The 24,785-nt window shown below is 71.3% G+C and carries 29 protein-coding genes and 1 tRNA gene; 9 read left to right on the forward strand and 21 right to left on the reverse strand.

Annotation, left to right across the window (positions count from 1 at the left end; all coding sequences use genetic code 11):
• Positions 1-37 precede the first annotated feature (37 nt).
• The 5 genes from ACWGPF_RS08065 to nagE all read right to left on the reverse strand — a co-directional run bounded on the left by ACWGPF_RS08065 (position 38) and on the right by nagE (position 6,234).
• Entirely contained in the window at positions 38-955 is a 918-nt protein-coding gene (locus ACWGPF_RS08065) for a carbohydrate ABC transporter permease (RefSeq protein WP_345435768.1), read from the reverse strand.
• On the reverse strand, positions 952-1,911 hold the full coding sequence (locus tag ACWGPF_RS08070) for a carbohydrate ABC transporter permease (protein WP_452332338.1): 960 nt from the start codon (positions 1,909-1,911) through the stop codon (positions 952-954). The genes ACWGPF_RS08065 and ACWGPF_RS08070 overlap by 4 nt, the downstream gene beginning before the upstream one ends.
• Positions 1,911-3,200: an ABC transporter substrate-binding protein gene (locus ACWGPF_RS08075; protein ID WP_452332339.1), complete on the reverse strand. Its 1,290-nt coding sequence runs from the start codon at positions 3,198-3,200 to the stop codon at positions 1,911-1,913. Before ACWGPF_RS08075 ends, ACWGPF_RS08070 begins: the two co-directional genes overlap by 1 nt.
• Before the next feature lie 144 nt (positions 3,201-3,344).
• Complete coding sequence (locus ACWGPF_RS08080) at positions 3,345-4,184, reverse strand: PhzF family phenazine biosynthesis protein (protein WP_452332340.1); 840 nt, start codon at positions 4,182-4,184, stop codon at positions 3,345-3,347.
• A 106-nt stretch (positions 4,185-4,290) separates the two neighbouring features.
• Positions 4,291-6,234 (reverse strand): N-acetylglucosamine-specific PTS transporter subunit IIBC, encoded by a 1,944-nt coding sequence (gene nagE / locus ACWGPF_RS08085; protein WP_452332341.1) that lies wholly within the window; start codon positions 6,232-6,234, stop codon positions 4,291-4,293.
• 179 nt (positions 6,235-6,413) lie between these two features.
• Here nagE and ACWGPF_RS08090 point away from each other — a divergent pair, with 179 nt between their 5' ends.
• Together ACWGPF_RS08090 and ACWGPF_RS08095 are read left to right on the forward strand one after the other, a co-directional pair.
• A complete protein-coding gene (locus ACWGPF_RS08090) occupies positions 6,414-6,926 on the forward strand; it encodes a MarR family winged helix-turn-helix transcriptional regulator (RefSeq protein ID WP_345435778.1) in 513 nt (170 codons plus the stop codon).
• A gap of 23 nt (positions 6,927-6,949) precedes the next feature.
• Positions 6,950-7,738 (forward strand): MmyB family transcriptional regulator, encoded by a 789-nt coding sequence (locus ACWGPF_RS08095; protein ID WP_452332342.1) that lies wholly within the window; start codon positions 6,950-6,952, stop codon positions 7,736-7,738.
• On the opposite strand, the gene ACWGPF_RS08100 is transcribed toward ACWGPF_RS08095, so the two are convergent.
• The 3 genes from ACWGPF_RS08100 to ACWGPF_RS08110 form a co-directional block, all read right to left on the reverse strand.
• Positions 7,710-8,501: a helix-turn-helix domain-containing protein gene (locus ACWGPF_RS08100; protein ID WP_452332343.1), complete on the reverse strand. Its 792-nt coding sequence runs from the start codon at positions 8,499-8,501 to the stop codon at positions 7,710-7,712. The two genes, ACWGPF_RS08095 and ACWGPF_RS08100, sit on opposite strands and share 29 nt — an antisense overlap.
• A 153-nt stretch (positions 8,502-8,654) precedes the next feature.
• Positions 8,655-10,022, reverse strand: a complete 1,368-nt coding sequence (locus ACWGPF_RS08105; RefSeq protein WP_452332344.1) for an MFS transporter — start codon at positions 10,020-10,022, stop codon at positions 8,655-8,657.
• Positions 10,023-10,050: 28 nt separating this feature from the next.
• Positions 10,051-10,503, reverse strand: a complete 453-nt coding sequence (locus ACWGPF_RS08110; RefSeq protein ID WP_452332345.1) for an SRPBCC family protein — start codon at positions 10,501-10,503, stop codon at positions 10,051-10,053.
• Positions 10,504-10,640: 137 nt separating this feature from the next.
• Here ACWGPF_RS08110 and ACWGPF_RS08115 point away from each other — a divergent pair, with 137 nt between their 5' ends.
• From ACWGPF_RS08115 to ACWGPF_RS08140, 6 genes are all read left to right on the forward strand, one after another.
• Positions 10,641-11,276 carry a hypothetical protein gene (locus tag ACWGPF_RS08115; protein ID WP_452332346.1) on the forward strand — a complete coding sequence of 212 codons (636 nt, stop codon included), beginning with the start codon at positions 10,641-10,643 and terminating at the stop codon, positions 11,274-11,276.
• Between the two features lie 64 nt (positions 11,277-11,340).
• The gene (locus ACWGPF_RS08120; RefSeq protein ID WP_452332347.1) at positions 11,341-12,534 is read left to right on the forward strand and encodes a sensor histidine kinase; all 1,194 of its coding nucleotides are present in this window, start codon (positions 11,341-11,343) and stop codon (positions 12,532-12,534) included.
• A 44-nt stretch (positions 12,535-12,578) separates the two neighbouring features.
• On the forward strand, positions 12,579-13,550 hold the full coding sequence (locus ACWGPF_RS08125) for a TIGR03557 family F420-dependent LLM class oxidoreductase (RefSeq protein ID WP_452332348.1): 972 nt from the start codon (positions 12,579-12,581) through the stop codon (positions 13,548-13,550).
• Positions 13,551-13,677: 127 nt separating this feature from the next.
• Complete coding sequence (locus ACWGPF_RS08130; protein WP_452332349.1) at positions 13,678-13,965, forward strand: hypothetical protein; 288 nt, start codon at positions 13,678-13,680, stop codon at positions 13,963-13,965.
• A gap of 11 nt (positions 13,966-13,976) precedes the next feature.
• Positions 13,977-14,180 carry a multidrug transporter gene (locus tag ACWGPF_RS08135; RefSeq protein WP_345435794.1) on the forward strand — a complete coding sequence of 68 codons (204 nt, stop codon included), beginning with the start codon at positions 13,977-13,979 and terminating at the stop codon, positions 14,178-14,180.
• A gap of 1 nt (position 14,181) precedes the next feature.
• Positions 14,182-15,195 (forward strand): YihY/virulence factor BrkB family protein, encoded by a 1,014-nt coding sequence (locus ACWGPF_RS08140; RefSeq protein ID WP_452332350.1) that lies wholly within the window; start codon positions 14,182-14,184, stop codon positions 15,193-15,195.
• A gap of 6 nt (positions 15,196-15,201) precedes the next feature.
• Here ACWGPF_RS08140 and ACWGPF_RS08145 read toward each other — a convergent pair whose 3' ends face one another.
• From ACWGPF_RS08145 to rplU, 13 genes are all read right to left on the reverse strand, one after another.
• The gene (locus ACWGPF_RS08145) at positions 15,202-15,495 is read right to left on the reverse strand and encodes a SelT/SelW/SelH family protein (protein WP_452332351.1); all 294 of its coding nucleotides are present in this window, start codon (positions 15,493-15,495) and stop codon (positions 15,202-15,204) included.
• Positions 15,496-15,522: 27 nt separating this feature from the next.
• Complete coding sequence (locus tag ACWGPF_RS08150; RefSeq protein WP_452332352.1) at positions 15,523-16,998, reverse strand: MATE family efflux transporter; 1,476 nt, start codon at positions 16,996-16,998, stop codon at positions 15,523-15,525.
• An 80-nt stretch (positions 16,999-17,078) separates the two neighbouring features.
• A tRNA-Ala gene (locus ACWGPF_RS08155) sits at positions 17,079-17,154 on the reverse strand.
• A gap of 95 nt (positions 17,155-17,249) precedes the next feature.
• Positions 17,250-17,759: a hypothetical protein gene (locus tag ACWGPF_RS08160; RefSeq protein ID WP_452332353.1), complete on the reverse strand. Its 510-nt coding sequence runs from the start codon at positions 17,757-17,759 to the stop codon at positions 17,250-17,252.
• A 17-nt stretch (positions 17,760-17,776) separates the two neighbouring features.
• Positions 17,777-18,151 carry a ribosome silencing factor gene (gene rsfS, locus ACWGPF_RS08165; protein ID WP_452332354.1) on the reverse strand — a complete coding sequence of 125 codons (375 nt, stop codon included), beginning with the start codon at positions 18,149-18,151 and terminating at the stop codon, positions 17,777-17,779.
• Complete coding sequence (locus tag ACWGPF_RS08170; protein WP_452332355.1) at positions 18,151-19,122, reverse strand: hypothetical protein; 972 nt, start codon at positions 19,120-19,122, stop codon at positions 18,151-18,153. Before ACWGPF_RS08170 ends, rsfS begins: the two co-directional genes overlap by 1 nt.
• The gene (gene nadD, locus ACWGPF_RS08175; protein ID WP_345435806.1) at positions 19,119-19,718 is read right to left on the reverse strand and encodes a nicotinate-nucleotide adenylyltransferase; all 600 of its coding nucleotides are present in this window, start codon (positions 19,716-19,718) and stop codon (positions 19,119-19,121) included. Before nadD ends, ACWGPF_RS08170 begins: the two co-directional genes overlap by 4 nt.
• 10 nt (positions 19,719-19,728) lie before the next feature.
• Positions 19,729-19,935, reverse strand: a complete 207-nt coding sequence (locus ACWGPF_RS08180) for a hypothetical protein (protein WP_345435808.1) — start codon at positions 19,933-19,935, stop codon at positions 19,729-19,731.
• A 47-nt stretch (positions 19,936-19,982) separates the two neighbouring features.
• Positions 19,983-21,269, reverse strand: a complete 1,287-nt coding sequence (locus tag ACWGPF_RS08185) for a glutamate-5-semialdehyde dehydrogenase (RefSeq protein WP_452332356.1) — start codon at positions 21,267-21,269, stop codon at positions 19,983-19,985.
• Positions 21,266-22,090, reverse strand: coding sequence for a glutamate 5-kinase (gene proB, locus ACWGPF_RS08190; RefSeq protein ID WP_452332357.1), 825 nt, complete (start codon positions 22,088-22,090; stop codon positions 21,266-21,268). Before proB ends, ACWGPF_RS08185 begins: the two co-directional genes overlap by 4 nt.
• A complete protein-coding gene (obgE, locus tag ACWGPF_RS08195) occupies positions 22,087-23,586 on the reverse strand; it encodes a GTPase ObgE (RefSeq protein ID WP_452332358.1) in 1,500 nt (499 codons plus the stop codon). Before obgE ends, proB begins: the two co-directional genes overlap by 4 nt.
• 101 nt (positions 23,587-23,687) lie before the next feature.
• Positions 23,688-23,942 carry a 50S ribosomal protein L27 gene (gene rpmA / locus ACWGPF_RS08200; RefSeq protein ID WP_271172004.1) on the reverse strand — a complete coding sequence of 85 codons (255 nt, stop codon included), beginning with the start codon at positions 23,940-23,942 and terminating at the stop codon, positions 23,688-23,690.
• A gap of 17 nt (positions 23,943-23,959) precedes the next feature.
• Positions 23,960-24,268, reverse strand: coding sequence for a 50S ribosomal protein L21 (rplU, locus tag ACWGPF_RS08205; protein WP_345436910.1), 309 nt, complete (start codon positions 24,266-24,268; stop codon positions 23,960-23,962).
• A 235-nt stretch (positions 24,269-24,503) separates the two neighbouring features.
• Here rplU and ACWGPF_RS08210 point away from each other — a divergent pair, with 235 nt between their 5' ends.
• A complete protein-coding gene (locus ACWGPF_RS08210) occupies positions 24,504-24,770 on the forward strand; it encodes a DUF4031 domain-containing protein (RefSeq protein WP_345435817.1) in 267 nt (88 codons plus the stop codon).
• Positions 24,771-24,785: the final 15 nt, after the last annotated feature.

Below are 24,785 nucleotides of genomic sequence, written 5' to 3' on the forward strand. Positions count from 1 at the left end.
GGCCGATCCTCGGGATCGGCCATCGACATCCCGTGGATCACTTGAGGCCCGTGGTGGCGATGCCCTGGACGAGGTACTTCTGTCCCGCGATGAAGAACCCGACGATGGGCAGGAGCGACACGACCGACATCGCGAACATGGGTCCCCAGGAGGACTGGCCCTCGGAGTCCATGAACTGGCGCAGGGCGAGGGGCACGGGGTACAGCTCGCTGTCGGTGATGTAGATGAGCGGGGAGAAGAAGTCGTTCCAGGTCGCGATGAACGTGAAGATCGCGGTCGTCGCGAACGCGGGCGTGCACAGCGGCAGGATGATGCGCCAGAAGATGCCGAACGTGCCGCAGCCGTCGATGCGGGCCGCGTCGTCGAGCTCGCGCGGGAGCGCGCGCATGAACTGCACCATGAGGAAGATGTAGAACGCGTTCGACGCGAGGAAGTGGGGCACCACGAGCGGGAGGTACGTGTTCACCCATCCGAGCTGGGAGAACATGATGTACTGCGGGATGAGCAGCACGTGCCCCGGCAGCATGAGCGTGCCGAGCGTGAGGGCGAACATGAACCGGCGGCCGGGGAACGTCAGCCGTGCGAACGCGAACGCCGCCAGCGCCGTCGAGAACAGGGTCCCCACGATCGAGAGTCCGACGATGATGAGCGAGTTCACGAGATAGACGTCGAACGGGTGCTCGAGCGCCGTCCACCCCTCGACGTAGTTCGCGAGGTCCCACTCCGCCGGCCACAGCCCCTGCTCGCGGAAGATGCGGTCGTCGGGCTTGAACGAGCTCGACAGCATCCACAGCAGCGGGTACAGCATGAACAGGCCCACGCCCGCGATCACGACATGGCGCAGGAACCTCGCCTGCACGCTCCGACGGCGGCGCCCGACGACGCGGACGTCCTGCGGGGCCCTCCCCCAGGACCGCCGCCTGCGGACGACGGTCTGCACCTCGGTGACGGTCATCGCTCGTCCTCGTCCTCGTAGAACACCCAGTGCTTCTGGGCGATGAAGTTCACGGCCGTGAGCGCCGCGATGATGAGCAGCAGCAGCCACGCCAGCGCGGACGCGTACCCCATGTTGAAGCGCCCGAAGCCCTCGATGTAGAGGTTCAGGTTGAAGAACAGCGTCGACCCGGCAGGGCCCCCTGACCCGTTGCTCATGACGTACCCCTGCGTGAAGGTCTGCAGCGACCCGATGAGCGACAGCACCAGGTTGAAGAAGATGATCGGGCTGATCAGCGGCACCGTGATGAACCGGAACTGCCACCACTTCGTCGCACCGTCCACGGCCGCCGCCTCGTAGTACATCGCCGGGACCTGCCGCAGCGCCGCGAGGAAGATCACCATGGGAGACCCGAACGTCCAGATGTTCAGCATGATCAGCACACTGAGCGCCGTGTCGGGATCCGACACCCACGCCGGCCCCTCGATCCCGAACCACCCCAACGCGGCGTTCACGACGCCCCGCGTGCCGAACAGCTCCCGCCACAGCATCACGATCGCGACGCTCGAGCCCAGCAGCGACGGCAGATAGTAGATCGCGCGATAGAACGACAGCCCCCGCAGGCCGTGGTTGAGCGCCATCGCGACGCCCAGCGCCGCCACCAGCGACAAGGGCACCGACACGAACGTGTAGACGAACGTCACCACGAGCGACTGCCCCACCCGCGGGTCGGACATCATCGCGAAGAAGTTGTCCAACCCCGTGAAGACGGGGGCGTTCAGGAGGTTGTAGTCCGTGAACGCCAGATACAGCGACCACCCGAACGGGATGATCGTGAGCAGCATCCCGCCGTACCACGGGATGAGGAAGACGTAGCCCGACCAGTCGATGCGCCCCGACCGCGTCGGCCTCCGCCGCGGACGCCCAGGCTCCGGCGTCGCGGTCGCCGTGGGCGGCGGCAGGGTGGCGGTGGCCATCAGCCCAGGCCCATCGTGTCGGAGGCGACCTGCAGGATCTGCTTCGCGGCGTCCTGCGGCGAGGTGCGCTCGAACGTCACCTCGACGGCGATGTCGGCGAGCGCGTCCTGGATGGTCGTGCCGCCGATCGGGTCGGGCCGCGAGATCGGCAGCTCCTCCGCGCCGAGGCCGGAGATGTACTCGATCGAGCGCTGGTCCTCCTCGCCGAGTCCCGAGGCGATCGCGTCGGCGACGACGGTGCTGATCGGCAGCCCGCGCGTGGGGCCGACGGCCTCGTTGCCCTCGACGCTGTTGACGATGAAGTCGAGCAGCTGCAGCGCCGTGTCCTTGTTGGGCGACTGCTGCCCGATCGACCAGTACATCGACGTGTCGATGGACATCCCACGTCGAGCGCCCTGGACCTCACCGGGGATCCGGAGCAGCTCGAGCGGGCTGCCCGTGGCGTCGGTGTACGCCTTGAGGTTGTTCGTGGGGATGATCTGCCCCGCGACGAGCCCCGTCGCGATGGGCGACTGCTCGGTCGCGCCGCCCGTCACCTCGATGAAGCCGGCCGGCGCGAGGCCGCCCGTCTTCCGCTGCTCGAGCGACATCGCGAACCAGTCGGCGAGCGTCTCCTCGCTGGCCCCGAACGTGCCGTCCTCGTTGTACATCTCCTCGCCCGTCTGCCGGATGAAGACGACGAGGTTCTGCACGGTCGAGAAGTCGAGGTCGACGCCGTACACCTGGCCGCCCGAGGCGTCGGAGACCGCCTTGCTGAAGGCCCACAGGTCGTCCCACGACCACGTGTCCCCGTCGGGGATCTCGACGCCGTACTGCGCCGTGAGATCGCGGTTGATCACGAAGCCGACGGCGTTGAGGCCCGCGGGGATGCCGTACAGGGCACCGTCGACGAGACCGAGCGGGCTCGTGGTGGGGACGTCGTCGAGGTTCAGCACATCGAGGTGCTCGTTGAGATCGAGGAGGGCACCGCGATCCGCGTACTCGCGCAGTCCGTCGCGCCGCTGGTTGAAGAGGTCGGGCACGTCGCCGCCCGCGAACCGCGTCGCGAGCTTGTCGGAGTACGGGCCCGAGTCCTGGTACTCGGTCTTGATCGTGAGACCGTCGTGCTGCTCCTGGAAGATCGCGAGCATGGCCTCGGTCGCCTCCGCGCGCGCGGCGTCGCCCCACCAGATCATGTCGAGCGAGGACGCCGACGCGGTCGGCTCGCCGCCGATGCCGAAGCGGTTGCAGCCTGCCAGGAGGAAGGCCGACGCACCGAGCCCGAGGCCCAGCAGCGTCCGTCGGCTCATCTCCACTCGTGATGCGCTCACAGTGTTCCCTTTCGCCTCGTTGCGATGGATGGTCCGGAGAAACCGGTTTCTGCATCCTATGCCGCGAGCCGGGGGCGCTGTCAAGCCGTCAGCGCAGGGGCGCGTCAGCGCAGGCGCCGGGCGTCAACCCAGGCGAACGGTGCCCTGCACGACCGTGCGGCTCTCGCCGCCGACCCAGACGACGCCGTCGGCGTCCGTCGTCACGACGACGTCGCCCGCGCGTCCGAGCGCCGTGCCCTGGCGCGCCGTGTAGGCGGGCGGGAGCACGCCCTCGCGCGTCAGCCAGATCGCGAAGCCCGCGTTGAGGCTCCCCGTGACGGGGTCCTCGCCGACCCCGATGCCGGGAGCGAAGGCACGGACCTCGACGTCGGCCGCTCCCTCGGGGTCGCGTGCGAGCACGCCGACCTTGAGCGCGCCCATCCGCGCGAAGTCGGGGCGGAGGGAGCGGACGAGGTCGGCGGAGTCCAGCACGATGCCGATCCAGCCCGGGCCGTTGTCGATCCACGCGACGCGCTCGACGTCGCCGCGCGCGACGCCGAGCGCGGCGAGGGCCGCCTCGACGGTGTCGTCGTCGACGGGCCCTGAGCGCCGCAGCTCCGGGGCGGCGAACGCGAGCCGATCGCCGTCGCGACGGAGCTCGACGAGGCCGATCCCGCATTCCTGCACGATGCGCTCCGCGGAGACCGGTGCACCGCCCGATTCCAGCCACGCATGGGCGCTGCCGAGCGTCGGATGGCCCGCGAAGGGCAGCTCGCCGCCCGGGGTGAAGATGCGCAGACGGTAGTCGGCGCGAGGATCGACGGGCGGGAGGAGGAAGGTCGTCTCCGAGAGGTTCGTCCAGCGCGCGAACGCGGCCATCCGCTCCTCGTCGACGTCGACGGCGTCGTGCACGACGGCGACCGGGTTGCCGGAGAGCGCCGACGGGGCGAAGACGTCGACCTGGGAGAACGCGTGGGTGCTCATCCCCTCAGTCTCCGCCCGACGGCGCGCTCCTCGTGCCGTCGGCGCCGGTCCACCGCGAGGTGCGTGGACCGGCGCCGCACCGCAGCCGGCCGTCCGAGGAGGCGGGTCAGACGAGCTCGATGCGGGCGCGCTCGTCGTTCAGCACGATGACCGGGGTGACGGTCGGGTGTCCGGCGCGGCGGATCGCCTCGAGGTCGACCTCCAGCAGCGGCGTCCCCTCCGTCACGCGCGCGCCCGCTTCGACGAGTGTGCGGAATCCCTCGCCCTTCATCGCGACCGTGTCGATCCCGACGTGGATGAGCAGCTCCACACCGCCGTCGAGCACGAGCGCCACGGCATGGCCGGTGTCGAACACGTGCCCGACGGTCGCGTCGGCGGGCGCGACGACGGTTCCGTCCGTCGGCTCGATCGCGATGCCAGGGCCCATGATCCCGTCGGCGAACGTCGCATCGGGGACCGAGGCCAGCGGCACGACGGCACCGGCGACGGGCTGGCGCAGGCGCACGACGGCGGCGGGCGGCGCCGCCACGGCCGTCGTCGTCGCGGCACCGGGATCGGGGGCCACGGCGACCGGATCACCCGCCGCAGGCTCTCGCAGCTCGCCCGACATGAGACCCTCCATCGCGTCCTTCACGAACTGCACGTTGAGTCCGTAGACGACCTGTACCGAGGTTCCGCCCGGCTTGATCGTGCCGGCGGCGCCGGCGCGCTTGAGCGCGGCGTCGTCGACGCGAGCCACGTCGGCGACCTCCATCCGCAGCCGCGTCGCGCAGTTGTCGAGCTCGACGATGTTCCCGGCGCCGCCCAGCGCCGCGAGGAAGCGCGACGCCGTCGCGAGGTATTTCTCGTCGACGCTGCCCGTCGCATCGGCCGAAGCCTGCCCGTTCTCGAGGAAGTCGTCGTCCTCGCGACCGGGCGTCTTCAGGTTCCAGCGGACGATCACGAAGCGGAAGACGAGGAAGTACACCGCGAACCAGAACGCCCCCATCACGAGGATGATCCACGGGTTCTGCGCCATCGGGTTCACCCAGCCGAGCACGAGGTCGATGAAGCCGCCGGAGAAGCCGAAGCCCATGCGCACGGGCAGGATGGCGCTGATCGCGAGCGAGATGCCCATGAACACCGCGTGGATGAGGTACAGCACCGGCGCGAGGAACATGAACGCGAACTCGAGGGGCTCGGTCACGCCGACGAAGAACGACGAGACGGCCCCCGAGAGCAGGATGCCGTAGACGATCTTCTTGCGCGCCGTCTTCGCTGTGACGTACATGGCGAGCGCGGCGCCCGGCAGACCGAACATCATGACGGGGAAGAACCCGGTCATGTACTGGCCGGTGACGCCGTACTCTCCCGTGCCGGAGAGGAAGTTGTTGAGATCGTTGATGCCGGCGACATCGAACCAGAACACCGAGTTGAGCGCGTGATGAAGGCCCGTGGGGATGAGCAGGCGGTTGAGGAAGCCGTAGATGCCTGCGCCGACGGGGCCGAGCGTCGCGATGAACTCGCCGAACCCGACGAGCCCGCCGTAGACGAGCGGCCACACGACGTAGAGCGCGACGGCCACGACGAGCGAGAACCCGGCGGTGACGATCGCGACCGAGCGCTTGCCCGAGAAGAACGACAGCGCGTCGGGCAGCTTGGTGTCCTTGAAGCGGTCGTAGCAGAACGCGCCGATGAGACCGCAGATGATGCCGACGAAGACGTTCTGCACCTTGCCGTAGGCGGGGTCGACGTCAGCGGCGTCCGCGCCCTGGAAGAGCGCGACGGTGTCGGGGCTGAGCAGGGTCGTGACGGTCAGCCACGACACGAGGCCGGCGAGTGCCGACGTGCCGTCCGACTTCTTCGCCATCCCGAGCGAGATGCCGATCGCGAAGAGCAGCGCCATGTTGTTCAGCAGCGCGCCGCCCGCGGCGCCGAGGAACGTCGACACGACGTTCGAACCGCCCGTGGCGCCTTCGATCCAGTACGAGATGCCCGACAGGATCGCGGCGACCGGCAGGACGGCGACCGGCAGCATGATCGAGCGGCCGAGTCTCTGGAAGAACCTCACTGTGCCTCCTAGGGTGCGCACACGAGTGGTGCGGAGCTGTGTGATGCCGATGACGGTACCCCCTCGGGGCAGGCCGGACAAGCTAATCGTTAAAATCCCTTACAAATCCGCTCCGCCGCGCCCTGACGGGGCTCGAGGCGATGCGCGCCCTATGCTGGGCAGTGGTGGCAGAAGCGGACATGACCCGGTCGGGCGATGACGAGGTGGACCTCCTCATCGACGCGTGGTCGACCATCCTCCCGGACGTCGACCTCTCGCCCCTCGACGTCATGTCCCGCCTGCGCCGCGTGGCCCGCGACCTGCAGCGCGTGCGCGAGGCGGCCTTCTCGGCGGCGGGGCTGCGCGCGTGGGAGTTCGACATCCTCTCGCTGCTGCGCCGCTCCCCCGACGGCTTCTCCATGACGCCGTCCCAGCTCGCGTCGTGGACGACGGCCACGAGCGGGACGATCACCTACCGCATCGAACGGCTGGAAGAGCGCGGCTACCTCGTGCGGACGGACAACCCCGCCGATCAGCGCAGCCGCATCGTCACCCTGCTGCCGGCGGGGAGCGAGCGCGTGGAGTCCGCCATGCGCGTCCTCGTCGCCGCCGAGGCGGACCTGCTCGACGGCCTCACCTGGAACCAGGTCGCCTCGCTCATCGAGTCGCTGCGCACGATCGGCGCGTCGGCCGAACGCGACGCGCGGCGCTGAGCGCGAACCGGCAGGATGGCCCCATGACGATCCGCCAGCGCCTCATCGCCGAGCTCCTCCGAGGACGGAGGGCGCAGCTCCAGCCCGAGGACATCGGGCTGCTCCGCGACGAGGTGCGACGGGTGCCCGGTCTGCGCCGCGAGGAGGTCGCAGAGCGCGCGGGCATCAACCGCGACTACCTCATCCGCCTCGAACAGGCCCACGGCCATCTGCCGTCCCCGCAGGTCGTCTCCGCCCTCTCGCGCGCGCTCCTCCTCGACGTCGACACGACGGAGTACTTCCAGCAGCTCGCGCAGACGAGCGCGACACGCGCGCTGTCGCGGCGCGAAGGCCTCCCCCAGGGAGCGTTCGAGATCCTCCGCCTGCTGGAGCCGAACCCCGCCTACATCACGAACGCCGTCCACGACATCCTCGTCGTGAACACGGCGTGCGAAGAGGCGGCCGGCGGGTTCCTCGAGGAGGGGCGGAACCTCCTCGAGGAGATCCTGCGCCACGAAGCGCATGCGCCGTTCGGCAACGAGTGGCTGCAGACCGCCTCGCGTCTCGTGGACGCGTTCCGCTTCCACGTGCTGCCGGACGATGCCGAGTACGTGCACCGTCTCGCGCAGCTGCACGACCGCTACGAGACGTTCCGCCGGCTGTGGGCTCGTCAGACCGCGCGCAAGCTGACGGACGCGACGAGCCTGTTCCACGACGGCCGCGCGGGATGGCGGAGGCACACCTGGCAGACGCTCATCGTCCCGGACCACCCCGACTCGCTTCTCACGGTCATCCATCCCCCGCTCACCGGGAGCGCGCCCGCAAGAGCGTGAGCACGATGTGCAGGACGCTGCGTCGCAGTCCGTCGGCGAGCTCGTCCCGCACCCCCTGCGGCAGGTTCTCGAGCCGGTAGTAGAGCGTCGTCCGATGGATGTGCAGCCGCCGACAGGCTTCCGACACGCGGGCGCCGGCGTCGAGGTACACCTCCACCGTCCGGCGCTGCTCCGTGTCGCCCGAGCGCCACAGCGCGAATGCACCGGGAGAGGCGCGGCGCAGCAGCGCCGTCGGCACGTCGACACGGTCGAGGAGCTGTCGGATGGCGCCGGGAAGCTGCGCTCCGTCCGCCTCGAGGTCGCCGAGCACCTCCGACACGGCGGGCGCGAGGTCGACCTCGTCCGCGCCGATCTCGGTCGTCCTCACGACGATGCCGTCGGCACCGTGACGGCGCACCGCCCCGTCGATCCACGCCCGCGCGCTCTCGCCGAGTCGGCCCGCCGAGACCACGACGACGGGCACCCCCGCCACGTCGCCGATGTGCCACACGGCACCGCGGCCATCCGCCTGGAGCGCCGTCGCGAGACGCCTCGCCGCCGCGGGCTCGGGGCCTCCCAGGACGACGATCGTCGCCGGAGAGCCGGCGTCGAACCAGCGGCGCGACCTGGCGTGGGCCAGGGCCCGCTCGCGCACGGAGTCGTCCTCTGCGAGCAGCCGCCGGAACACGGTCGACCGCGCCGGTGAGAGGGGCCCCTCCGGGCCTCGTGCGGGATGCGTCCCCTGGGCGGCGGCGTCGCCCGACGCCCCCTCCGTGTCCGACATCCTGCTCCGTCCCGCGGGAGCACAGCGCACCCCTCGGTTCGACGCTAGAACGCCGCGTCGGCCGTGAGGGTGTCCCTGTCGCACCCAGGAGCCGGGATCGCGGCCCTCCTCCCACACGAATTCCGACGAACGTCTGACACGCGCTCACGCCGCTCACGCCGCGCGCGGCGCGTCGCGGATGCCGGCCCATGACACGATGCCGCCCGCTGCGAACAGGACGGCGGTGGCGATGGCGGCGGCATGGAAGCCGTCGAGGTCGAGCTCTCCCCCGACGATCGTGGACAGCAGGGCGACGGAGACGAGCCCCGCGACGCGGGAGACGGCGTTGTTCACGGCCGAGGCGATACCCGAGCGCCGGGGGTCGACCGCGCCCAGGATGGCTGCGGTGAGTGGGGAGACCGTGGCCGCGAGCCCGCCGCCGAGGAGCAGCATGCCCGGGAGCATCTGCCAGCCGTAGTCGAACTCGTCGGCGACCGTCAGGAGCAGGAGCGCGCCGGCGGCCATGACGAGAGGTCCGGCCGTCATGAGCAGGCGCGGGCCGCGGCGCCCCGCGACGGCTCCCGCCCGTGCGCTGAAGAGGATCATGAGCACCGTCACGGGAAGGCTCGCGAGCCCCGAGAGCGTCGCCGAGAGCCCGACCCCCTGCTGCAGGTAGACGGCGACGACGAAGCCGTTGAGCGAGAGGGCGGCGTAGACGAAGAACGTCGCGATGTTCCCCGCGCGCATGTTCCCCGCCCGGAACAGGTCGACGGGCACGAGAGGGTGGGCGATGCGCCGTTGACGGAGGATGAAGGCGACGCCGAGCGCCACGCTGCTCACGAGGCCTCCCCACACGAGCGGATGGGGCCAGCCCAGCCTCGGCTGCTCGATGAGCGCGAGCACGGCGGCGCCGAGTGCGCCGGCGCAGAGTGCGCCCCCGAGCACGTCGACACGTCGCCCTCCCACGCGCCGAGGGGCGTCGGCCATCCGAGCCGCGAGCAGGAGGGCCGCCGCCACCACGGGGAGGTTCAAGAGGAACACCATCCGCCACGAGCCGAGGTCGACGAGCAGGCCCCCGAGCACGGGTCCGACGATCATGGCCGCCGTCGTGCAGGCCGTCCAGATGCCGATCGCGCGGGACTGGCGGACGGCGTCCGAGATCTCGGCGGTGATGAGCGCGAGCGACGCGGGCACGAGCAGGGCACCAGCGGCCCCCTGCGCGGCGCGGGCGATGACGAGGGTGACGGGGTCGGGCGCGAGGGCGATGAGCGCCGATGTCGCGGCGAACGCCGCGAGGCCGATCCGCAGCACCCGCACGCGCCCGTAGGCGTCGGATACCGCGCCGGCGAGGAGGATGAGCGCGCTCAGCGTGACGAGATACGCGTCGACGACCCACTGCTGCAGGGCGAGGCCCCCGCCGAGCTCCGCGCTCATGGCGGGCAGGGCGACGTTCACGACGGTGCCGTCCAGGAACGTCGTGAACGACGCCAGCACCGCTGCGGCGACGACGCGCCGCTCGGGGGCGGAGAGCGCCTGGGTCATGCCGCCGACGCTACCGCCCCCGCGTCGGTCAGTCGACGTCTCCCCGCCATGCTCCCGTCTCGGAGCCGCGCGACTCGATGAACTCCTTGAATCGCGCGAGGTCCTTCTTCACGGCGTGGTCGTCGACCCCCAGCGCGGCGCCGACCGTCTCGGTGAATCCGGAAGGCTCCCAGTCGAGCTGCACCGTGACGCGCGTGCTCCCTTCGCTCAGGGTGTGGAACGTGACGACGCCGGCATGGTCGGCATCGCCCGACACGCTCGTCCACGCCACGCGCTCGTCGGGGTGTTGCTCCGTGATCTTCGCGATGAACTCCCGCTCGGCACCGCCGATCGTCACCTTCCAGGCGAGCGTCTCGTCGTCGATCTGACGGATGCCGTCGACGAAGCCCAGGAACTCCGGGAAGCTCTCGAACTGCGTCCATTGGTTGTACGCCGTCGTCACATCGACGTCGACGTCGATGGTCTCGATGATGCGGGCCATGGCCGTCCTCTCGTTGTCCGTCGGGGGTCCGCCCATCGTGCGACGGGACAGCCCGGCGACGGAGGGGCTTGCATCCGACCGGGGCTGCGCGTATCGGGCGCGCGACCGCGGGGTCGCCTACCCTGGAGGAAAGCGGGATGGCAGGGGGCGACATGGGGGCAGCGGAGCGGCGGATCGCGGACGACCGGCGTGCGCTCTACGCGTTCGACGAGGCCGTCGAGGGACTCGCCGAAGAGGCGGGCTTCCTCGCCGCCGGCCCGAACCGGCAGGCCGCACGCTATGTCGAGCATGCGACCTCCGTCCTCGCCGAGGTGCGGACGACCGCGCACCGACTGGCCGCGGCGGGAGACGACCCGATGCTGCGCAAGAGCGCGCGGCGGCGCATGAGGGCGCTCGCCCGCTCGGTCGCCGATGCCGGCCAGCGCGACGCGGAGCACATCGCCCGCGGGGTGGCGCACCTCAGGGTCGACGGCGATGCCGCGCCCGGATGGGGCGGAGCCCTCCGGACGCAGGCCGCACGGGCCGCGGCGTGGGGCGTCGAGAAGTGGACGGGGTCGCCCCTCGCCACCGCCGAGCTGCGCAGCCCCCGGGCGGCTGCGGAGGCCGACCGCACGGCGCTCGCGATCTCCGAGCGCGGCAGGGCGCCCGTCCGTCCCCGGGCGCGCACCTGGATCGCCATCGGGCTCTCGGCGGCCGGAGCCGCCGCCGTGGGCGCCTCGCTCGCGGTCTACGGCGCGTGGAGCCTCGTGGGCGTCCTGTTCGGGGCCGGCTGACATCCGCCGCGATCTCGCTCCCGGGTAGGCTGACCGGCGGGGAGGGGCCCAGGAGGGAAGAGCCGTGAGCACCGCAGAGGACGTCGCCCGCCGCGCCGTCGTCGACCAGTACCGCATCGTCGGAGAGCCGCCGGAACCCGACCTCGAGGGGATCGTCCGCCTGGCCGCCACCCTCTGCGGCGTCTCGACGGCCGTCATCAACATCATCGACGACCGCTCGCAGCATCAGATCGCCGCCGTCGGCCTGGAGCCAGCGGTGTGCTCGCGCGAGGACTCGATGTGCGCCGTCGTCATCCGACGGCCCGAGCACGTCGTGGTCCCCGACGCACGGGAGGATGCGCGCTTCGCGGCCAACCCGTTCGTGACGGGCGAGATCGCGCGCGTCCGCTTCTACGCCTCGAGCCCGCTCGTGACCCCGTCCGGCGTCGTGATCGGCACCCTGTGCGTCTTCGACGAGGACACCGGGGAGCTCCCTCCGGACGTCAGCGAGGCGATGGACCTGCTGGCGCGCCAGGTGATCGACGTCCTCGAGCTGCGCAGGATGACCCGGGCGCTCGGCGAGGCGAACGCGCAGCTCGCGCGCTTCGCGGGTCAGGTGAGCCACGACCTCCGCAATCCGCTGACCGCGCTCTCCGGCTTCCTCGAGCTCGCCGCCGACAGCCCGGAGATGGCGCGGGCTCCGCAGGTCGCCCGCGCGGTGTCGCGCGCCGAGTCGGCGGCCGAGCGGATGACGGCGATGATCGCCGATCTGCTCGCGTTCGCCCGGGCGGGCGGCGCCCTCCCCCGTCTCGCCGACGTCGATCTCGGAGCCGTGGCGCTCGCGGCGCGCGACGACCTCGACGCCGCGACGCACGCGACGCGCGCGCGCATCGAGGTCGATCTCGACGCCCGCGTCAGAGGCGACGCCACGCTGCTCGGCGCGCTGCTGCAGAACCTCCTCGCCAACGCCGTGAAGTTCACGGCGGCCGCCGGCCGCGAGCCGCGCGTGCGGGTCCACGCCGAGAAGCTCGCCGGCGCGTGGAGGGTGCTCGTGGACGACAACGGCCCCGGCGTCCCGGAGACCCGGCGCGACGACGTCTTCGCGCTCCTGCACCGAGCCGTCTCCGACGAGGTGCCGGGGCTCGGCATCGGCCTGTCCACATGTCAGCGCATCGTGCAGGCGCACGGCGGTCACATCGGCATCGACGACGCTCCGGGCGGCGGGGCACGCGTGTGGTTCGTGCTGCCCGCGGCGGATACCGCGCGCGCGGCCGCCTGACAAGCCCGTCGCCGGGCTTGCCGGGGCGCCGTAGCGTCTCCGGCATGACCCGCTTCGGATACACGCTCATGACCGAGCAGAGCGACCCCCGGTCGCTCGTGCGCTATGCGCGGGGCGCCGAGGAGGCCGGCTACGACTTCCTCGCCTGCAGCGACCACTTCTCGCCCTGGCTCGTGAGCCAGGGGCATGCGCCGTACGCCTGGACGCTCCTCGGCGCGGTCGCCCAGGCCACGCACGACATCGAGCTGATGACGTACGTGACCTGTCCGACCATCCGCTACCACCCCGCCGTCGTCGCGCAGAAGGCGGCGACGCTCCAGCTGCTCTCGGATGGCCGGTTCGTCCTCGGGCTGGGGTCCGGCGAGAACCTCAACGAGCACGTCGTGGGCGAGGGATGGCCGTCGGTCGCGGTCCGCCAGGACATGCTCGTGGAGGCGATCGAGATCATCCGCGCCCTCCACCGCGGCGACCTCGTCACGTACGAGGGCGCGTACTTCCGCGTCGACTCCGCACGGGTGTGGGACGCCCCCGACGGCGGAGTGCCGATCGGCGCGGCGGTGTCGGGGCCGGAGTCGGTCGCGCGCTTCGCTCCGCTCGCCGACCACCTCATCACGACGGAGCCGGATGCCGCGCTCGGCGACGCGTGGGACGCGGCGCGCTCCCCCGCCGCCGCGTCCCGGCGCATCGGCCAGGTGCCGATCAGCTGGGATCCCGACGAGGGCACGGCCGTGGCCCGCGCGCACGAGCAGTTCCGCTGGTTCGCGGGCGGATGGTCGGTGAACGCCGACCTGCCGACGCCGGCCGGGTTCGAGGGAGCGAGTGCGTTCGTCCGGCCCGAGGATGTGGCAGGCCGCATCGCGTGCGGCCCCGACCTCGACGCCCTCGCGGAGAGCGTGCGCCCGTTCGTGGATGCGGGTTTCACCGACGTCGCGATCGTGCAGGTGGGGGATGCGCAGCAGGAGCGCTTCGTCGCCGAGGTCGCCGCGCCGCTCCTCGGGCGGCTGCGCGCCCTGTGACCGCGCGACCCGCGTGCCGCAGGCGCCCGGATCTGTCAACCCCGCCCCGCCGCCTTGGCGGCGGCGCCGCGCGCGAGACACAATCGCCTATCGCCGCGGATCGCGTCGATGTCGAGAAGGAGGAGAGATGACGCTCATCGCCGAAGGCCCCGCGCACGTCGCCACCCGCCCGACGGCCCCGCTGAGGTCGGCGCACCCCAGCCTCGGCCGGGCTCCCGAGGCCACGCTCATCCCCGTGAGCCTCACGTGCTACCAGGTGGCTCTGGGCGACTCGGTGAAGGGCTACATCTGCGTTCAGGGACCGGGGTGGGAGTGCTTCGCCGGCTCGCACATGGCCGATGCGGTCTCGATCGGCTTCCGGGCCACGCTGACCGTCGCGATCCGCGACCTCGTCGCCGACTCCCCCGCCGCGTGACGGATCCGATCATGGGACGCGACGACATGACCGACGCCGAGAAGCGGCACGACCAGCTCACCTCGGCGCCCGACGCCGTCGAGGAGGATGCAGCGCCGCGCATCGACGTCACGGAGCACGACGGCGTCACGCGCATCGACGTCCGCGAGGACGCGGCCGTGCGCCCGGGGTTCGGCTACCCGGGCGAAGCGGCCGAGCCCTCCGACGAGGACTGACATGATGAAGGAGGCGGACGGCACCGGGACGGCACCCCGATCGCCGTCCGACCTCCACCGGGAGGCGTGGTGGCTCGCCCTGCGTCGTGCCTCGCGCGGCTTCCTCACGGACGCGTGCCCTGACGCCGCCGCGGCTCTCACCTTCTACAGCGTCCTCGCGCTCTTCCCCGGGCTGGTCGCTGCACTGTCGCTGCTGGGCGTCGTGGGCCAGGACGACGAGGCCGCGCAGCTGGTCCTCGCCGTGCTCGGCGACGTGGCCCCGCGCGCGGAGGAGGCCGTGCGCGAGCCGATCCTCGAGATCGCCGCCTCCGACTCCGCTCCGTGGGTTCTCGCCGCGGGCCTCGCGATCGCCCTGTGGTCGGCATCGCGATACGTGGGCGCGTTCTCGCGGACGATGAACGGCATCTGGGGGCGCGAAGAGGGCCGCCCCGTCGTGTCGCTGAAGCTGCACCAGCTCGGCGTCACGCTCATCTCCTCCTTTCTCGCGGCGCTCGGCCTCGCGGGTGCGGCGATCTCGACGCCCGTCGCCCGGGCGATCGGCGACATCGTCGGCGCGGGCGACACGGGTGTCCTCGTCTGGCGGATCGCCCGCTGGCCGTTCCTCCTCGCGATCGTCGTCGTGATCGTCGCGATCCTGTACCACACCGGTCCGAACGCGCGGCGGCCGCGGTTCCGCTGGGTGAGCATCGGCGCGCTTGTCGCGATCGTCGTGCTCGCCGCGGCGTCAGCGGGCTTCGCGGTGTACGCATCCGACCTCGCCGACTACGAGCGCCTGTACGGGTCCTTCGCCGGGGTCGTCGTCGGCCTGCTGTGGCTGTGGATCGCGAACATGGCGCTGCTGTTCGGCGCCGAGGTCGATGCCGAGCTCGAGCGCGCACGTGAGCTGCAGGCCGGGCTGCCTGCCGAGGAGGACATCCAGCTGCCGATGCGCGACGCACGGCGGATCCTCCGCAAGGCGCGCACCGAGCGCGAGGAGAAGCGCCTGTCGGGCGAGGTCCGACGGAGGGCTCGCTGAGCGCCGTCAAGCGGGGGCGTCCGCCACGCGGTCGGCGTGCCCGAGGGGCTTCCCGGGGGCGATGAGGTCGCGCACGCGGCGCTTGAGGTCCGTGATCTCGGGGAAGCCGCCGTCACGCTTGCGGTTCCATACGTGCACGTCGTCGACGTCGATGCGGAACACGCCGCCCGTCGCGGGGACGAGGGCCACCTCGCCCGCCTCGGCCTCGAAGGTCTGCAGCAGCTCGCCGGCGTACCACTGGGCGCGCAGCAGCCAGCGGCACTGCGTGCAGTAGGTGATGACGATGCGGGGTCTGGCCATTCCGTCAGGATGCCACACTCGTCCGCCTCAGCGCCGCCGTCGCGACAGCGGCCGTCGGCGGGCCTCCACCACGGGGACCGGCGCCGTGACGACGGCGTCCACGACCATCGATCCGTCCGTCGGGCCGATCACGGCGATGGGCGTCGTCTCCGTCGCCACCTGCGCCGTGATCGGCCGGGCAGCGAGCCTCCCATGCGCGCGGACGTACGCGGGGACGAGGATGAAGAGCGCCGCCAGCCAGGCGAGCGGGTTGCTCGCCGCGACGCCGACGAACCCGAACGCCGCGCCCAGCGCGACCGCGGCGAAGACGCGCGCGACGAGCTCGACGACTCCCGTCAGCGTGGGCACGACCGTCTGCCCGAGCCCCTGCAGCGCACCGCGGAGCACGAAGAGCACGCCGAGGAACGTGTAGGTGATGCCGTTGACGACGAGCATGAGATGCGCCTGCGCGACGACGTCGTCCGACCCGTCCCCCACGAACACGCGCACGATCGCTGCGCCGAAGGCCACCAGCACCGCGCCGAGCACGACCGCGCCGGCCACGGCCATCCAGACCGACTGCATGACGCCGCGGCGGATGCGGTCGGGGCGTCCTCCGCCGAGGTTCTGCGCCGTGTACATGGACACCGCGAGCCCGAGCGACTGCAGGAACGCCAACGCGAGGCTGTCGACGCGCGAGGCCGTCGTGTACGCCGCGACCGCGTCGGAGCCGAGCGTGTTGAGGGCGACCTGCACCGTGAGCGTGCCGATCGCGATGATCGATGCCTGGAACCCCATGGGGAGCCCGAGACGAAGATGCTCGGCGAGGTCGGCGCGCGAGACGCGCCACTGCGCGCCGCGCACGATGAGCACGGGGACACGGCGCCAGACGTACAGCAGGCAGAGCGCCACCGACACGGCCTGGGACACGACGGTGGCGAGAGCGGCTCCCGCCACGCCCCAGGCGAGCGGTCCGACCATGAGGATGACGAGCGCGATGTTGAGTCCGCACGCCAGGGCGAGGAAGACGAGGGGCGTGCGCGAGTCGCCGATCGCGCGGATGATGCCGGAGAGCTGGTTGAAGAACATCGTCGCCGCGGCGCCGAGGAAGCTCACCTGCGTGAAAACGGTCGCGTCGTCGAGGAGCTCCGCGGGCGTCTGCAGCAGCTCGAGTCCCGGGCGCGCGACGAGAGGCGCGACGACCGTCAGCACGAGGCTCGCGATCCCCGTGAGGATGACGCCGGAGGCGACGGACCGGCGGACGGCGTCGTCATCGCGTGCGCCGTACGCCTGCGCGGTCGGGATGGCGAACCCGGACGTCAGGCCCCATGCGAAGCCCAGGAGGAGGAACAGCAGCGGGCCGGTGGCGCCGACGGCTGCGAGGGCGTCGACGCCGAGTCGCCGCCCGACGACGACCGTGTCGGCGAACTGGTACAGCTGCTGGGCGATGTTGCCGAGCAGGAGGGGGATGGTGAAGGTCAGGATGACGCGCCACGGGCTGCCCGTGGTGAGAGAGGAGGCCATGAGGATTCCGCTGAGGAGACGGGGCCGGCTGCCCGGCCGATCGGAGACGCGAAAAACCCCCGGGTGCAACCGGGGGTTCTTGGTGGACCTGAGGGGACTCGAACCCCTGACCCCCTGCATGCCATGCAGGTGCGCTACCAGCTGCGCCACAGGCCCAGATGCCGTTCGGGGCGAGCCCCGGACAACTCCTTTAGCTTACACGAGGGTTTCCGGCCGATGAAATCGGCGTCGCCCGCCGGGCGCGTCGCGACTCAGCCGTGGGCGAGGACCTGCAGGCCGATGACGACGAGCCCGAGCGCCGCCTCGGCGGCGAGCACGACGAGACGCTGCCACCACGCCATCCGGATGCGGCGGACGGCGAGGAAGCCGATGAAGACGAGCGAGAGCAGGAGCACCGCGATCGAGACGACCAGCGCCGTGTCGACCTCGACGACGCCGATCCCGGACAGCACGAGGACGATGACGGGCACGACGATCACGCCGAACGCCCCGAAGGTCGACGCGCACACCTGCCGCAGCTCATGACGGTCGAGCATTCGCGCGTGGACGACGAGATGGGCGAGCACGTCCGCCGTGAAGACGGCGAAGAGGGCGCCCGTGACCGTCACGGCGAGCGTCGCGAGCGCGTCCCACGGCTCGACGTGCCCGTGCGCGCGCAGCGCGAGGACGACTGCCAGCGCGGCGAACGTGATGTAGATGCGTTCCTTGAGGTGCGCGGCGCGCGCCTCCCGCGTCCGGGCGTCCGGCTCGACGTGGGACATCGCAGGTCCCGCCCGCGTCAGTCGACCGAGCGAGGGGCCGGAAGATCGATCGGCACGACCGGGCAGTCCTTCCAGAGGCGCTCGAGCGCGTAGAACGACCGCTCCTCCTGGTGGAAGACGTGGACGACGAGATCGCCGAAGTCGAGGAGGACCCACCGCGACTCGGATCGTCCCTCGCGACGCAGGCGCTTGTGCCCCGCTTCGTGCAGCTTGTCCTCGATCTCGTCGGCGATGGCGGCGACGTTGCGCTCGCTGCGTCCCGTGGCGAGGAGGAAGATGTCGACGAGCGGCAGCGGCTCGGACACGTCGAGCGCGACGAGGTCCTCCGCACCGGTGGCGTCGGCGGCTGCGGCCGCGATCTGGAGCATGTCGATGGATGTCTGTGTGGCCATCAGCCGAAGACTCCCGTGGTGTAGGCGACGATGACGGCCGCGACCACGACGATGCCGAGGCCTCCCGCGGTGATGCCGAGCGTCAGGATGAGCTTGTGGTTCTTCTCGGGAGCCGGCGGCCGGATGACCTCGCCCGGGCTCTTCGAGGTCGACACCGCGTTGCTCGCGGCGATCGGAGTGGGCGAGGAGGCGAGCGGGATCTCGCCGTCGATCAGCACGGCGTCGACCTCGCGGCCGTCCGTCGTCCCGCGTGCGGCACCGCTCGAGCCGAAGCCCTCGGGGAGCTTGTGGGAGCTCGTGATGAGCAGCTCCCCCGTCGCCGTGATCGGGGCGTTCAGCGCGGCGGTCGCCGGGATCTCGTCGAGGATGAGCGCGGACGGCGCGGACGACGACCCGCTCGACTCCTGCGGGTGCGTGAGCAGCTGATCGAAGGAGGCGGAGGTGTCCGTCACGGCGGCCTCGTCGACGTTGGCGCCGAAGTCGGCGTGCACGACGGGGGCGTCTTGGACCGCCTCGGCAACCGGGGCGTCGGAAGACCCGCCGACTGGTGGAGCGGGCGCCGGATCCGGCGCAGGAGCCGAGACCGCGTCGGCGAGCGCGACGGGCGCCTCGATGAGCTCGCCCTCCACGACGGGTCGGCTGCGGTCGTCGCCCTCGGCGACGTCGGGAACGGGCACGGCCGTCACGAGCGGCACGGCGTTCGTGCGCAGGCGCTCCTGCTCGCGCAGCTGACGGCGCGTGAGCTGCGGTTCGGACGCACCGGGCTCCGGCTCGACGACGGGCTCCGGCTCGACGACCGGCGCAGGCTCAACCACGGGCTCCGGCTCGACGACCGGCGCAGGCTCGACGGCGGGCGCCGGCTCGGCGCTCTGTGCCGAGCCGGAGTCGTCCGCGATGATCGGCGTCTGACCGGTGTCACGCAGCTCACGCAGCTGACGTCGTGTGAGCGGACGACCGTCTGATGTGCTCATGGAGTGCTCCGATACAGATGATGCTTCGCGATGTACTGCACCACGCCGTCCGGAACGAGGTACCAGACGGGAAGATCGCGCTTGACGCGGTCTCGGCAATCCGTGCTCGAGATCGCCAGCGCGGGGATCTCGAGCTGGCTGACGACGCCGCCCGGAAGGCCATCCGTGCTGAGTACGTGCCCGGGGCGCGACACCGCCACGAAGTGGGCGAGATCCCAGAGCTCATCATGGTCGCGCCAGCTGAGAATCTGCGCCACGGCGTCCGCTCCCGAGATGAAGAACAGCTCGGCGTCGGGGCGCTCCGCCTGGAGATCACGGAGCGTGTCGACCGTGTACGTCAGACCGCCGCGGTCGATGTCGACGCGGCTGACCGTGAACCTCGGATTCGACGCCGTCGCGATGACGGTCATCTCGTAGCGCGCCTGCGCCGCAGACACGCGGTCTTTCTGCCACGGCTGGCCGGTCGGGACGAAGACGACCTCGTCGAGGTCGAACGACGTCGCGACCTCGCTCGCCGCGACGAGGTGGCCGTGATGGATGGGATCGAATGTCCCGCCCATCACGCCGATGCGCGGCGGGCGCGTCGTCGTCGTCACGGACGAGTGCCTAGTGGCCGTGTCCGGCCTCGCCGTGCCCCGCGCGGTCGGTGCGGTCGGCGTGGCGGTTGGCCACGTTGCGGTAGGAGGCGCCGACGAGACCGAGCACGCAGAAGATGGCGAACGCCACGATCCCGTACGGAAGGGTCTCGAGCGCGACGTTGCCGTGGTGCTCGGACTCGGCGGCGAGCGTCGCGATGGCGGGAGCGAGATGCATGGGGGGCCTTCCGTGCGCGGATCGGGGCGAACCGTTCCAGCTTACCGTCAGCCCCGCACCTGACCGGAGCCACGCCCGACCCACTTCGTGCTCGTGAGCTCCGGCAGGCCCATCGGCCCGCGCGCGTGCAGCTTCTGCGTCGAGATCCCGACCTCGGCGCCGAAGCCGAACTCGCCGCCGTCGGTGAAGCGCGTGGACGCGTTGGCGAACACGGCCGCCGAGTCGACCTCGGCGAGGAACCGCTCGGCGTTGCGCACGTCGGCCGTCACGATCGACTCCGTGTGCCCCGTGCTGTAGGTGCGGATGTGCTCCATCGCCTCGTCGAGGGACTCCACGACGCGCATGGCGATGTCGAGGCTGAGGTACTCGGTCGCCCAGTCCTCCTCCGTCGCGGGCACGACGCCGCTCGCGAGCGACGCGACGACCTCGTCGCCGTGCACCGTGACGCCCTCGCGCTGCAGCGCATCGACGACGGGCGCGACGAGGCGGTCTGCGCCCTCCCGCACCACGAGCACGGTCTCGGCCGCATTGCACACGCTGGGCCGCTGCACCTTCGCGTTCACGACGATGTCACGCGCCCAGTCGTCGGGAGCGGAGGCGTCGAGGACGATGTGCACATTGCCGGCACCCGTCTCGATGACGGGGACGGTCGATTCGGTCACGACCGTCTCGATGAGCCCGGCCGACCCGCGCGGCACGAGCACGTCGACGAGACCGCGGCCGTGCATGAGGGCTCGTGCGCCGTCGCGGCCGAAGTCGTCGACCGTCTGGATGGCCTCTGCGTCGACGCCGTGCGCGGCGAGCGAGCGGCGCATGACGTCGACGAGCACCTCGTTGGACGAGCGCGCTGCGCTCCCTCCCCGCAGCACGACCGCATTGCCGGCCTGCAGCGCGATGGCGGCGATGTCGACGGTCACATTGGGACGCGCCTCGTAGATCGCGCCGACGACGCCGAACGGCACGCGGCGCTGCTCCAGCATGACGCCGTTGTACATGCGCTGCCCGCGCACGAGCTCGCCCACGGGATCGGGCAGCGACGCCACCTGGCGGACGGCGCCCGCGAGGCCGTCGATGCGCGCACCGTCGAGCCGCAGGCGGTCGAGCAGCGACGAGCCGATGCCATCCGCCTCGCCCCGACGCAGGTCGTCCGCGTTCGCCGCGATGATCCGCTCCGCATCCGACACGAGGGCGTCGGCGATCGCGTGCAGCACGGCGGCCTTCTCATCGCTCGTCAGCCTGGCGATGGCGCGGGACGCCGTCTTCGCACGCCTGAGCCGGTCCTCGGGCGTGTCGGTCTGCGTCGTCACGGGGGCGAGGAGGGCGTCGGCGGTCATCCCCTCAGTGTAGCGATGGCGCCCGTGGCGGAGACCCGCACGTCGGCCGGGACGAACCACGTGCCGATCGGGGCGCCCGAGAGTGCCTCGCCCACGAGATCGGCACTCGTCACGAGCGTGCCGATGCCCGCTGACGACGCCAGTCGCGCCGCCGACGCCTTCGTCGCGGCGCCGCCCGTTCCCACGCTGTTGACGACCTTCGACCCGAACGCGTACGTCGACAGGTCGTCGTCCGCCTCGACGAGGTCGATGGGCTCCGCGCCCGGCTCCCCCGGCGGGCGCGTGTAGAGCGCCGTGATGTCGCTCAACAGGACGAGCGCATCCGCGCCGACGAGACGAGCGACGAGCGCCGCGAGGCGGTCGTTGTCGCCGAACCGGATCTCGTGCGTGGCGACGGTGTCGTTCTCGTTGATGATGGGGAGGATCCGCAGCCCGAGCAGCCGCTCGACCGCTCGACGCGCGTTGCTCCGGTGGGTCGGGTCCTCCATGTCGCTCGCGGTGAGCAGCACCTGGCCGGCCACGATCTCGAAGGGGCGCAGCGCCTCCTGGTAGCGGTAGACGAGGATGTTCTGGCCGACCGCCGCCGCCGCCTGCTGCGTGGCGAGGTCGTTCGGGCGGGAGTCCAGCGCGAGGAAGGGCATCCCCGTGGCGATCGCACCGGAGGAGACGAGCAGGACCTCGACGCCCCGCCCATGCGCTGCGGCGAGGGCCTCCACGAGGACGGGGATGCGCCACGCGGCGTCGCCGCTGATCGACGAGGAGCCGACCTTGACGACGATGCGCTTCGCCCCCGCGATCGACGCGCGGTCCTTTGCGATCACCGGGACTCGTCCTCGTCCAGGCGCGCGAGGCGGCGCTCCTCCTCGAGAGCCCTCTCGACCGTGCGTGCGTCCTGACGGGCGTGGTAGCGCTCGCGGCGTTCCGAGGTGGTGCGACGGCTGTTCGGGTCGAGACGGGAATCCAGGCCGCGCGGCGACTGGATGAGCTCCGCGGCCGACGCGATCGAGGGCTCCCAGTCGAACACGATGCCGTCCTCGCCGATGACGACGGTCGATCCGGCCACCGCCCCCAACCGGAACAGCTCCTTCTCCACGCCGAGCTTCTCGAGCCGATCGGCGAGGAAGCCGACCGCCTCCTCGTTCTGGAAGTCGGTCTGCTGCACCCAGCGCACCGGCTTCTCGCCGAGCACGTGGTAGACGTTGCCGTACGTTCCGCCGTCGACGCGGATCGTGAAGTCCTTCTCCGCACCCCGGGGGCGGATGACGACGCGCTCGCGCGGAGCCTCGACGGGAGCGGTGCGACGGTGCTCGTCGATGACCTCTCCGATGGCGAACGTGAGCTCACGGAGACCGCGGCGCGCGACCGTCGAGATCTCGAACACCCGGTAGCCGAGGGCCTCCAGGTCCGGGCGCACGAACTCGGCGAGCTCGTGGGCCTCCGGCACGTCGACCTTGTTGAGGACGACGAACTGGGGGCGTTCGAGCAGCGGGACCTGCCCCTCGGCGACGGGGTAGTTCGCGAGCTCCTGGCGGATCGTCTCGAGGTCGGTGAGCGGGTCGCGTCCCGGCTCGAGCGTGGCGCAGTCGAGCACGTGGACGAGCGCCGTGCAGCGCTCGACGTGGCGGAGGAACTCGAGACCCAGCCCTCGACCCTCGCTCGCGCCCTCGATGAGCCCCGGCACGTCGGCGACGGTGTATCGGAAGTCCCCCGCCTGCACGACGCCGAGATTGGGGTGCAGCGTCGTGAACGGGTAGTCGGCGATCTTCGGACGAGCCGCCGAGATGGCGGCGATGAGGCTCGACTTGCCTGCCGACGGAAAGCCCACGAGCGCGACGTCGGCGACCGTCTTCAGCTCCAGGACGACGTCGCCTTCCCAGCCGGGTGTGCCGAGCAGGGCGAAGCCGGGCGCCTTGCGCTTGGGCGACGCGAGGGCCGCATTGCCGAGCCCGCCCCGTCCGCCGGGCGCCGCGACGAAGCGCATGCCCGGGTCGATGAGGTCGACGAGCACCTCCCCGTCGGGAGCCTTCACGACGGTGCCGACGGGCACGGGGAGCTCCAACGGCTCTCCCTGGGCTCCCGAGCGGTGGTCGCCCATCCCGAACCCGCCGTTCCCCGCGTGACGGTGCGGCGAGTGGTGGTAGCTGAGCAGCGTCGTGGTCTGCGGGTCGGCGACGAGGACGACGTCGCCGCCGTCGCCGCCGTTGCCGCCGTCAGGGCCGCCGAGGGGCTTGAACTTCTCCCGGTGCACCGAGACGCAGCCGTTGCCGCCCTTGCCGGCACGCAGATGGAGCGTGACCTCGTCGACGAACGTGACCATGGGGGTTCCTGCCTCTCGCCGCCTGCGCGGACGGGTGGGTGTAACGAAAGGACGGGGCGGGCCGAAGCCCGCCCCGTCCGGATGCTGTGCGTGCCGCGCGATTACTCGCCGGCGACGATGTTGACGACCTTGCGGCCGCCCTTGGTGCCGAACTCGACGGCACCGGCCGCGAGCGCGAACAGCGTGTCGTCGCCGCCACGGCCGACGTTGGCGCCGGGGTGGAAGTGCGTGCCGCGCTGGCGGACGAGGATCTCGCCGGCGTTGACGGTCTGACCGCCGAAGCGCTTGACGCCGAGGCGCTGCGCGTTCGAGTCGCGGCCGTTGCGGGTGGAGCTTGCGCCCTTCTTGTGTGCCATGTCTGAGCCTCTTCCGCTTACTTGATGCCGGTGACCTTGACGCGCGTCAGGTCCTGACGGTGTCCCTGGCGCTTCTTGTAGCCGGTCTTGTTCTTGAACTTCTGGATGACGATCTTCGGGCCGCGGAGGTCGCCGAGGACCTCGGCGGTGACCTTGACCTTCGCCAGCTTCGCGGCGTCGGTCGTCACGGCGTCGCCGTCGACGAAGAGGACGGCGGGCAGCTCGATCGTCTCACCCTCGGCAGCCTTGAGGCGGTCGAGCGTCACGATGGTCCCGACCTCGACCTTCTCCTGCCGGCCACCGGCGCGAACAACTGCGTAAACCACGTTCATACCTGTTTCATTGGGGAAGCCGTGCGGCTTCCGAATCTCACGGGAAGACTTCGCTTGCGGATCGCACCGGATGTGCGAGGTGCGTCTCGGGCAAGACTTTCGTCGCGCCGCCAGTGGGAGAGCGCGCGACAGGGGACGCACCAAACGAATACATTACCCGATCGGATGCGTATCCGGCAAAAGCGGTCGTGCGGCGCGTCGGGTGTGTCGCGCCGTAGGCTGGTGCACCGTGACGATCCTCGTGGACACGGCCCAGTGGCCGGCGCACGGCAGACTGTGGGCGCACCTCGTGAGCGACGAGAGCCTCGACGAGCTGCACGCGTTCGCGCTCGCGCACGGTGTGCCGCCGCGCGCCTTCGACCTGGATCACTACGACGTCCCCGACGACATGGTCGACCGCCTCGCCGCGGCCGGCGCACGTCGTGTCAGCGCGCATGAGCTGACGCGCGCCCTCATCGCATCCGGTCTGAGGGTGCGCGCCCGCGACCGCCGATAGGCGGCGCGGGCACGC

Source organism: Microbacterium sp. NPDC055683 (assembly GCF_053617895.1).

Excerpts from the sequence above, each read along its gene's own strand:
- ACWGPF_RS08095 (WP_452332342.1), top strand. The coding sequence starts at position 6,950 with ATGACGATCCGCCAGCGCCTCATCGCCGAGCTCCTCCGAGGACGGAGG.
- ACWGPF_RS08070 (WP_452332338.1), bottom strand. The coding sequence starts at position 1,911 with ATGGCCACCGCCACCCTGCCGCCGCCCACGGCGACCGCGACGCCGGAG.
- ACWGPF_RS08180 (WP_345435808.1), bottom strand. The coding sequence starts at position 19,935 with ATGCATCTCGCTCCCGCCATCGCGACGCTCGCCGCCGAGTCCGAGCAC.
- ACWGPF_RS08075 (WP_452332339.1), bottom strand. The coding sequence starts at position 3,200 with ATGAGCCGACGGACGCTGCTGGGCCTCGGGCTCGGTGCGTCGGCCTTC.
- ACWGPF_RS08090 (WP_345435778.1), top strand. The coding sequence starts at position 6,414 with ATGACCCGGTCGGGCGATGACGAGGTGGACCTCCTCATCGACGCGTGG.
- ACWGPF_RS08065 (WP_345435768.1), bottom strand. The coding sequence starts at position 955 with ATGACCGTCACCGAGGTGCAGACCGTCGTCCGCAGGCGGCGGTCCTGG.
- ACWGPF_RS08110 (WP_452332345.1), bottom strand. The coding sequence starts at position 10,503 with ATGGCCCGCATCATCGAGACCATCGACGTCGACGTCGATGTGACGACG.
- ACWGPF_RS08160 (WP_452332353.1), bottom strand. The coding sequence starts at position 17,759 with ATGTCCCACGTCGAGCCGGACGCCCGGACGCGGGAGGCGCGCGCCGCG.
- ACWGPF_RS08105 (WP_452332344.1), bottom strand. The coding sequence starts at position 10,022 with ATGACCCAGGCGCTCTCCGCCCCCGAGCGGCGCGTCGTCGCCGCAGCG.
- rpmA (WP_271172004.1), bottom strand. The coding sequence starts at position 23,942 with ATGGCACACAAGAAGGGCGCAAGCTCCACCCGCAACGGCCGCGACTCG.
- ACWGPF_RS08170 (WP_452332355.1), bottom strand. The coding sequence starts at position 19,122 with ATGAGCACATCAGACGGTCGTCCGCTCACACGACGTCAGCTGCGTGAG.
- ACWGPF_RS08080 (WP_452332340.1), bottom strand. The coding sequence starts at position 4,184 with ATGAGCACCCACGCGTTCTCCCAGGTCGACGTCTTCGCCCCGTCGGCG.
- ACWGPF_RS08140 (WP_452332350.1), top strand. The coding sequence starts at position 14,182 with ATGATGAAGGAGGCGGACGGCACCGGGACGGCACCCCGATCGCCGTCC.
- obgE (WP_452332358.1), bottom strand. The coding sequence starts at position 23,586 with ATGGTCACGTTCGTCGACGAGGTCACGCTCCATCTGCGTGCCGGCAAG.
- ACWGPF_RS08115 (WP_452332346.1), top strand. The coding sequence starts at position 10,641 with ATGGCAGGGGGCGACATGGGGGCAGCGGAGCGGCGGATCGCGGACGAC.
- ACWGPF_RS08130 (WP_452332349.1), top strand. The coding sequence starts at position 13,678 with ATGACGCTCATCGCCGAAGGCCCCGCGCACGTCGCCACCCGCCCGACG.
- ACWGPF_RS08185 (WP_452332356.1), bottom strand. The coding sequence starts at position 21,269 with ATGACCGCCGACGCCCTCCTCGCCCCCGTGACGACGCAGACCGACACG.
- ACWGPF_RS08145 (WP_452332351.1), bottom strand. The coding sequence starts at position 15,495 with ATGGCCAGACCCCGCATCGTCATCACCTACTGCACGCAGTGCCGCTGG.
- ACWGPF_RS08135 (WP_345435794.1), top strand. The coding sequence starts at position 13,977 with ATGGGACGCGACGACATGACCGACGCCGAGAAGCGGCACGACCAGCTC.
- ACWGPF_RS08150 (WP_452332352.1), bottom strand. The coding sequence starts at position 16,998 with ATGGCCTCCTCTCTCACCACGGGCAGCCCGTGGCGCGTCATCCTGACC.
- ACWGPF_RS08100 (WP_452332343.1), bottom strand. The coding sequence starts at position 8,501 with ATGTCGGACACGGAGGGGGCGTCGGGCGACGCCGCCGCCCAGGGGACG.
- rsfS (WP_452332354.1), bottom strand. The coding sequence starts at position 18,151 with ATGGCCACACAGACATCCATCGACATGCTCCAGATCGCGGCCGCAGCC.
- ACWGPF_RS08125 (WP_452332348.1), top strand. The coding sequence starts at position 12,579 with ATGACCCGCTTCGGATACACGCTCATGACCGAGCAGAGCGACCCCCGG.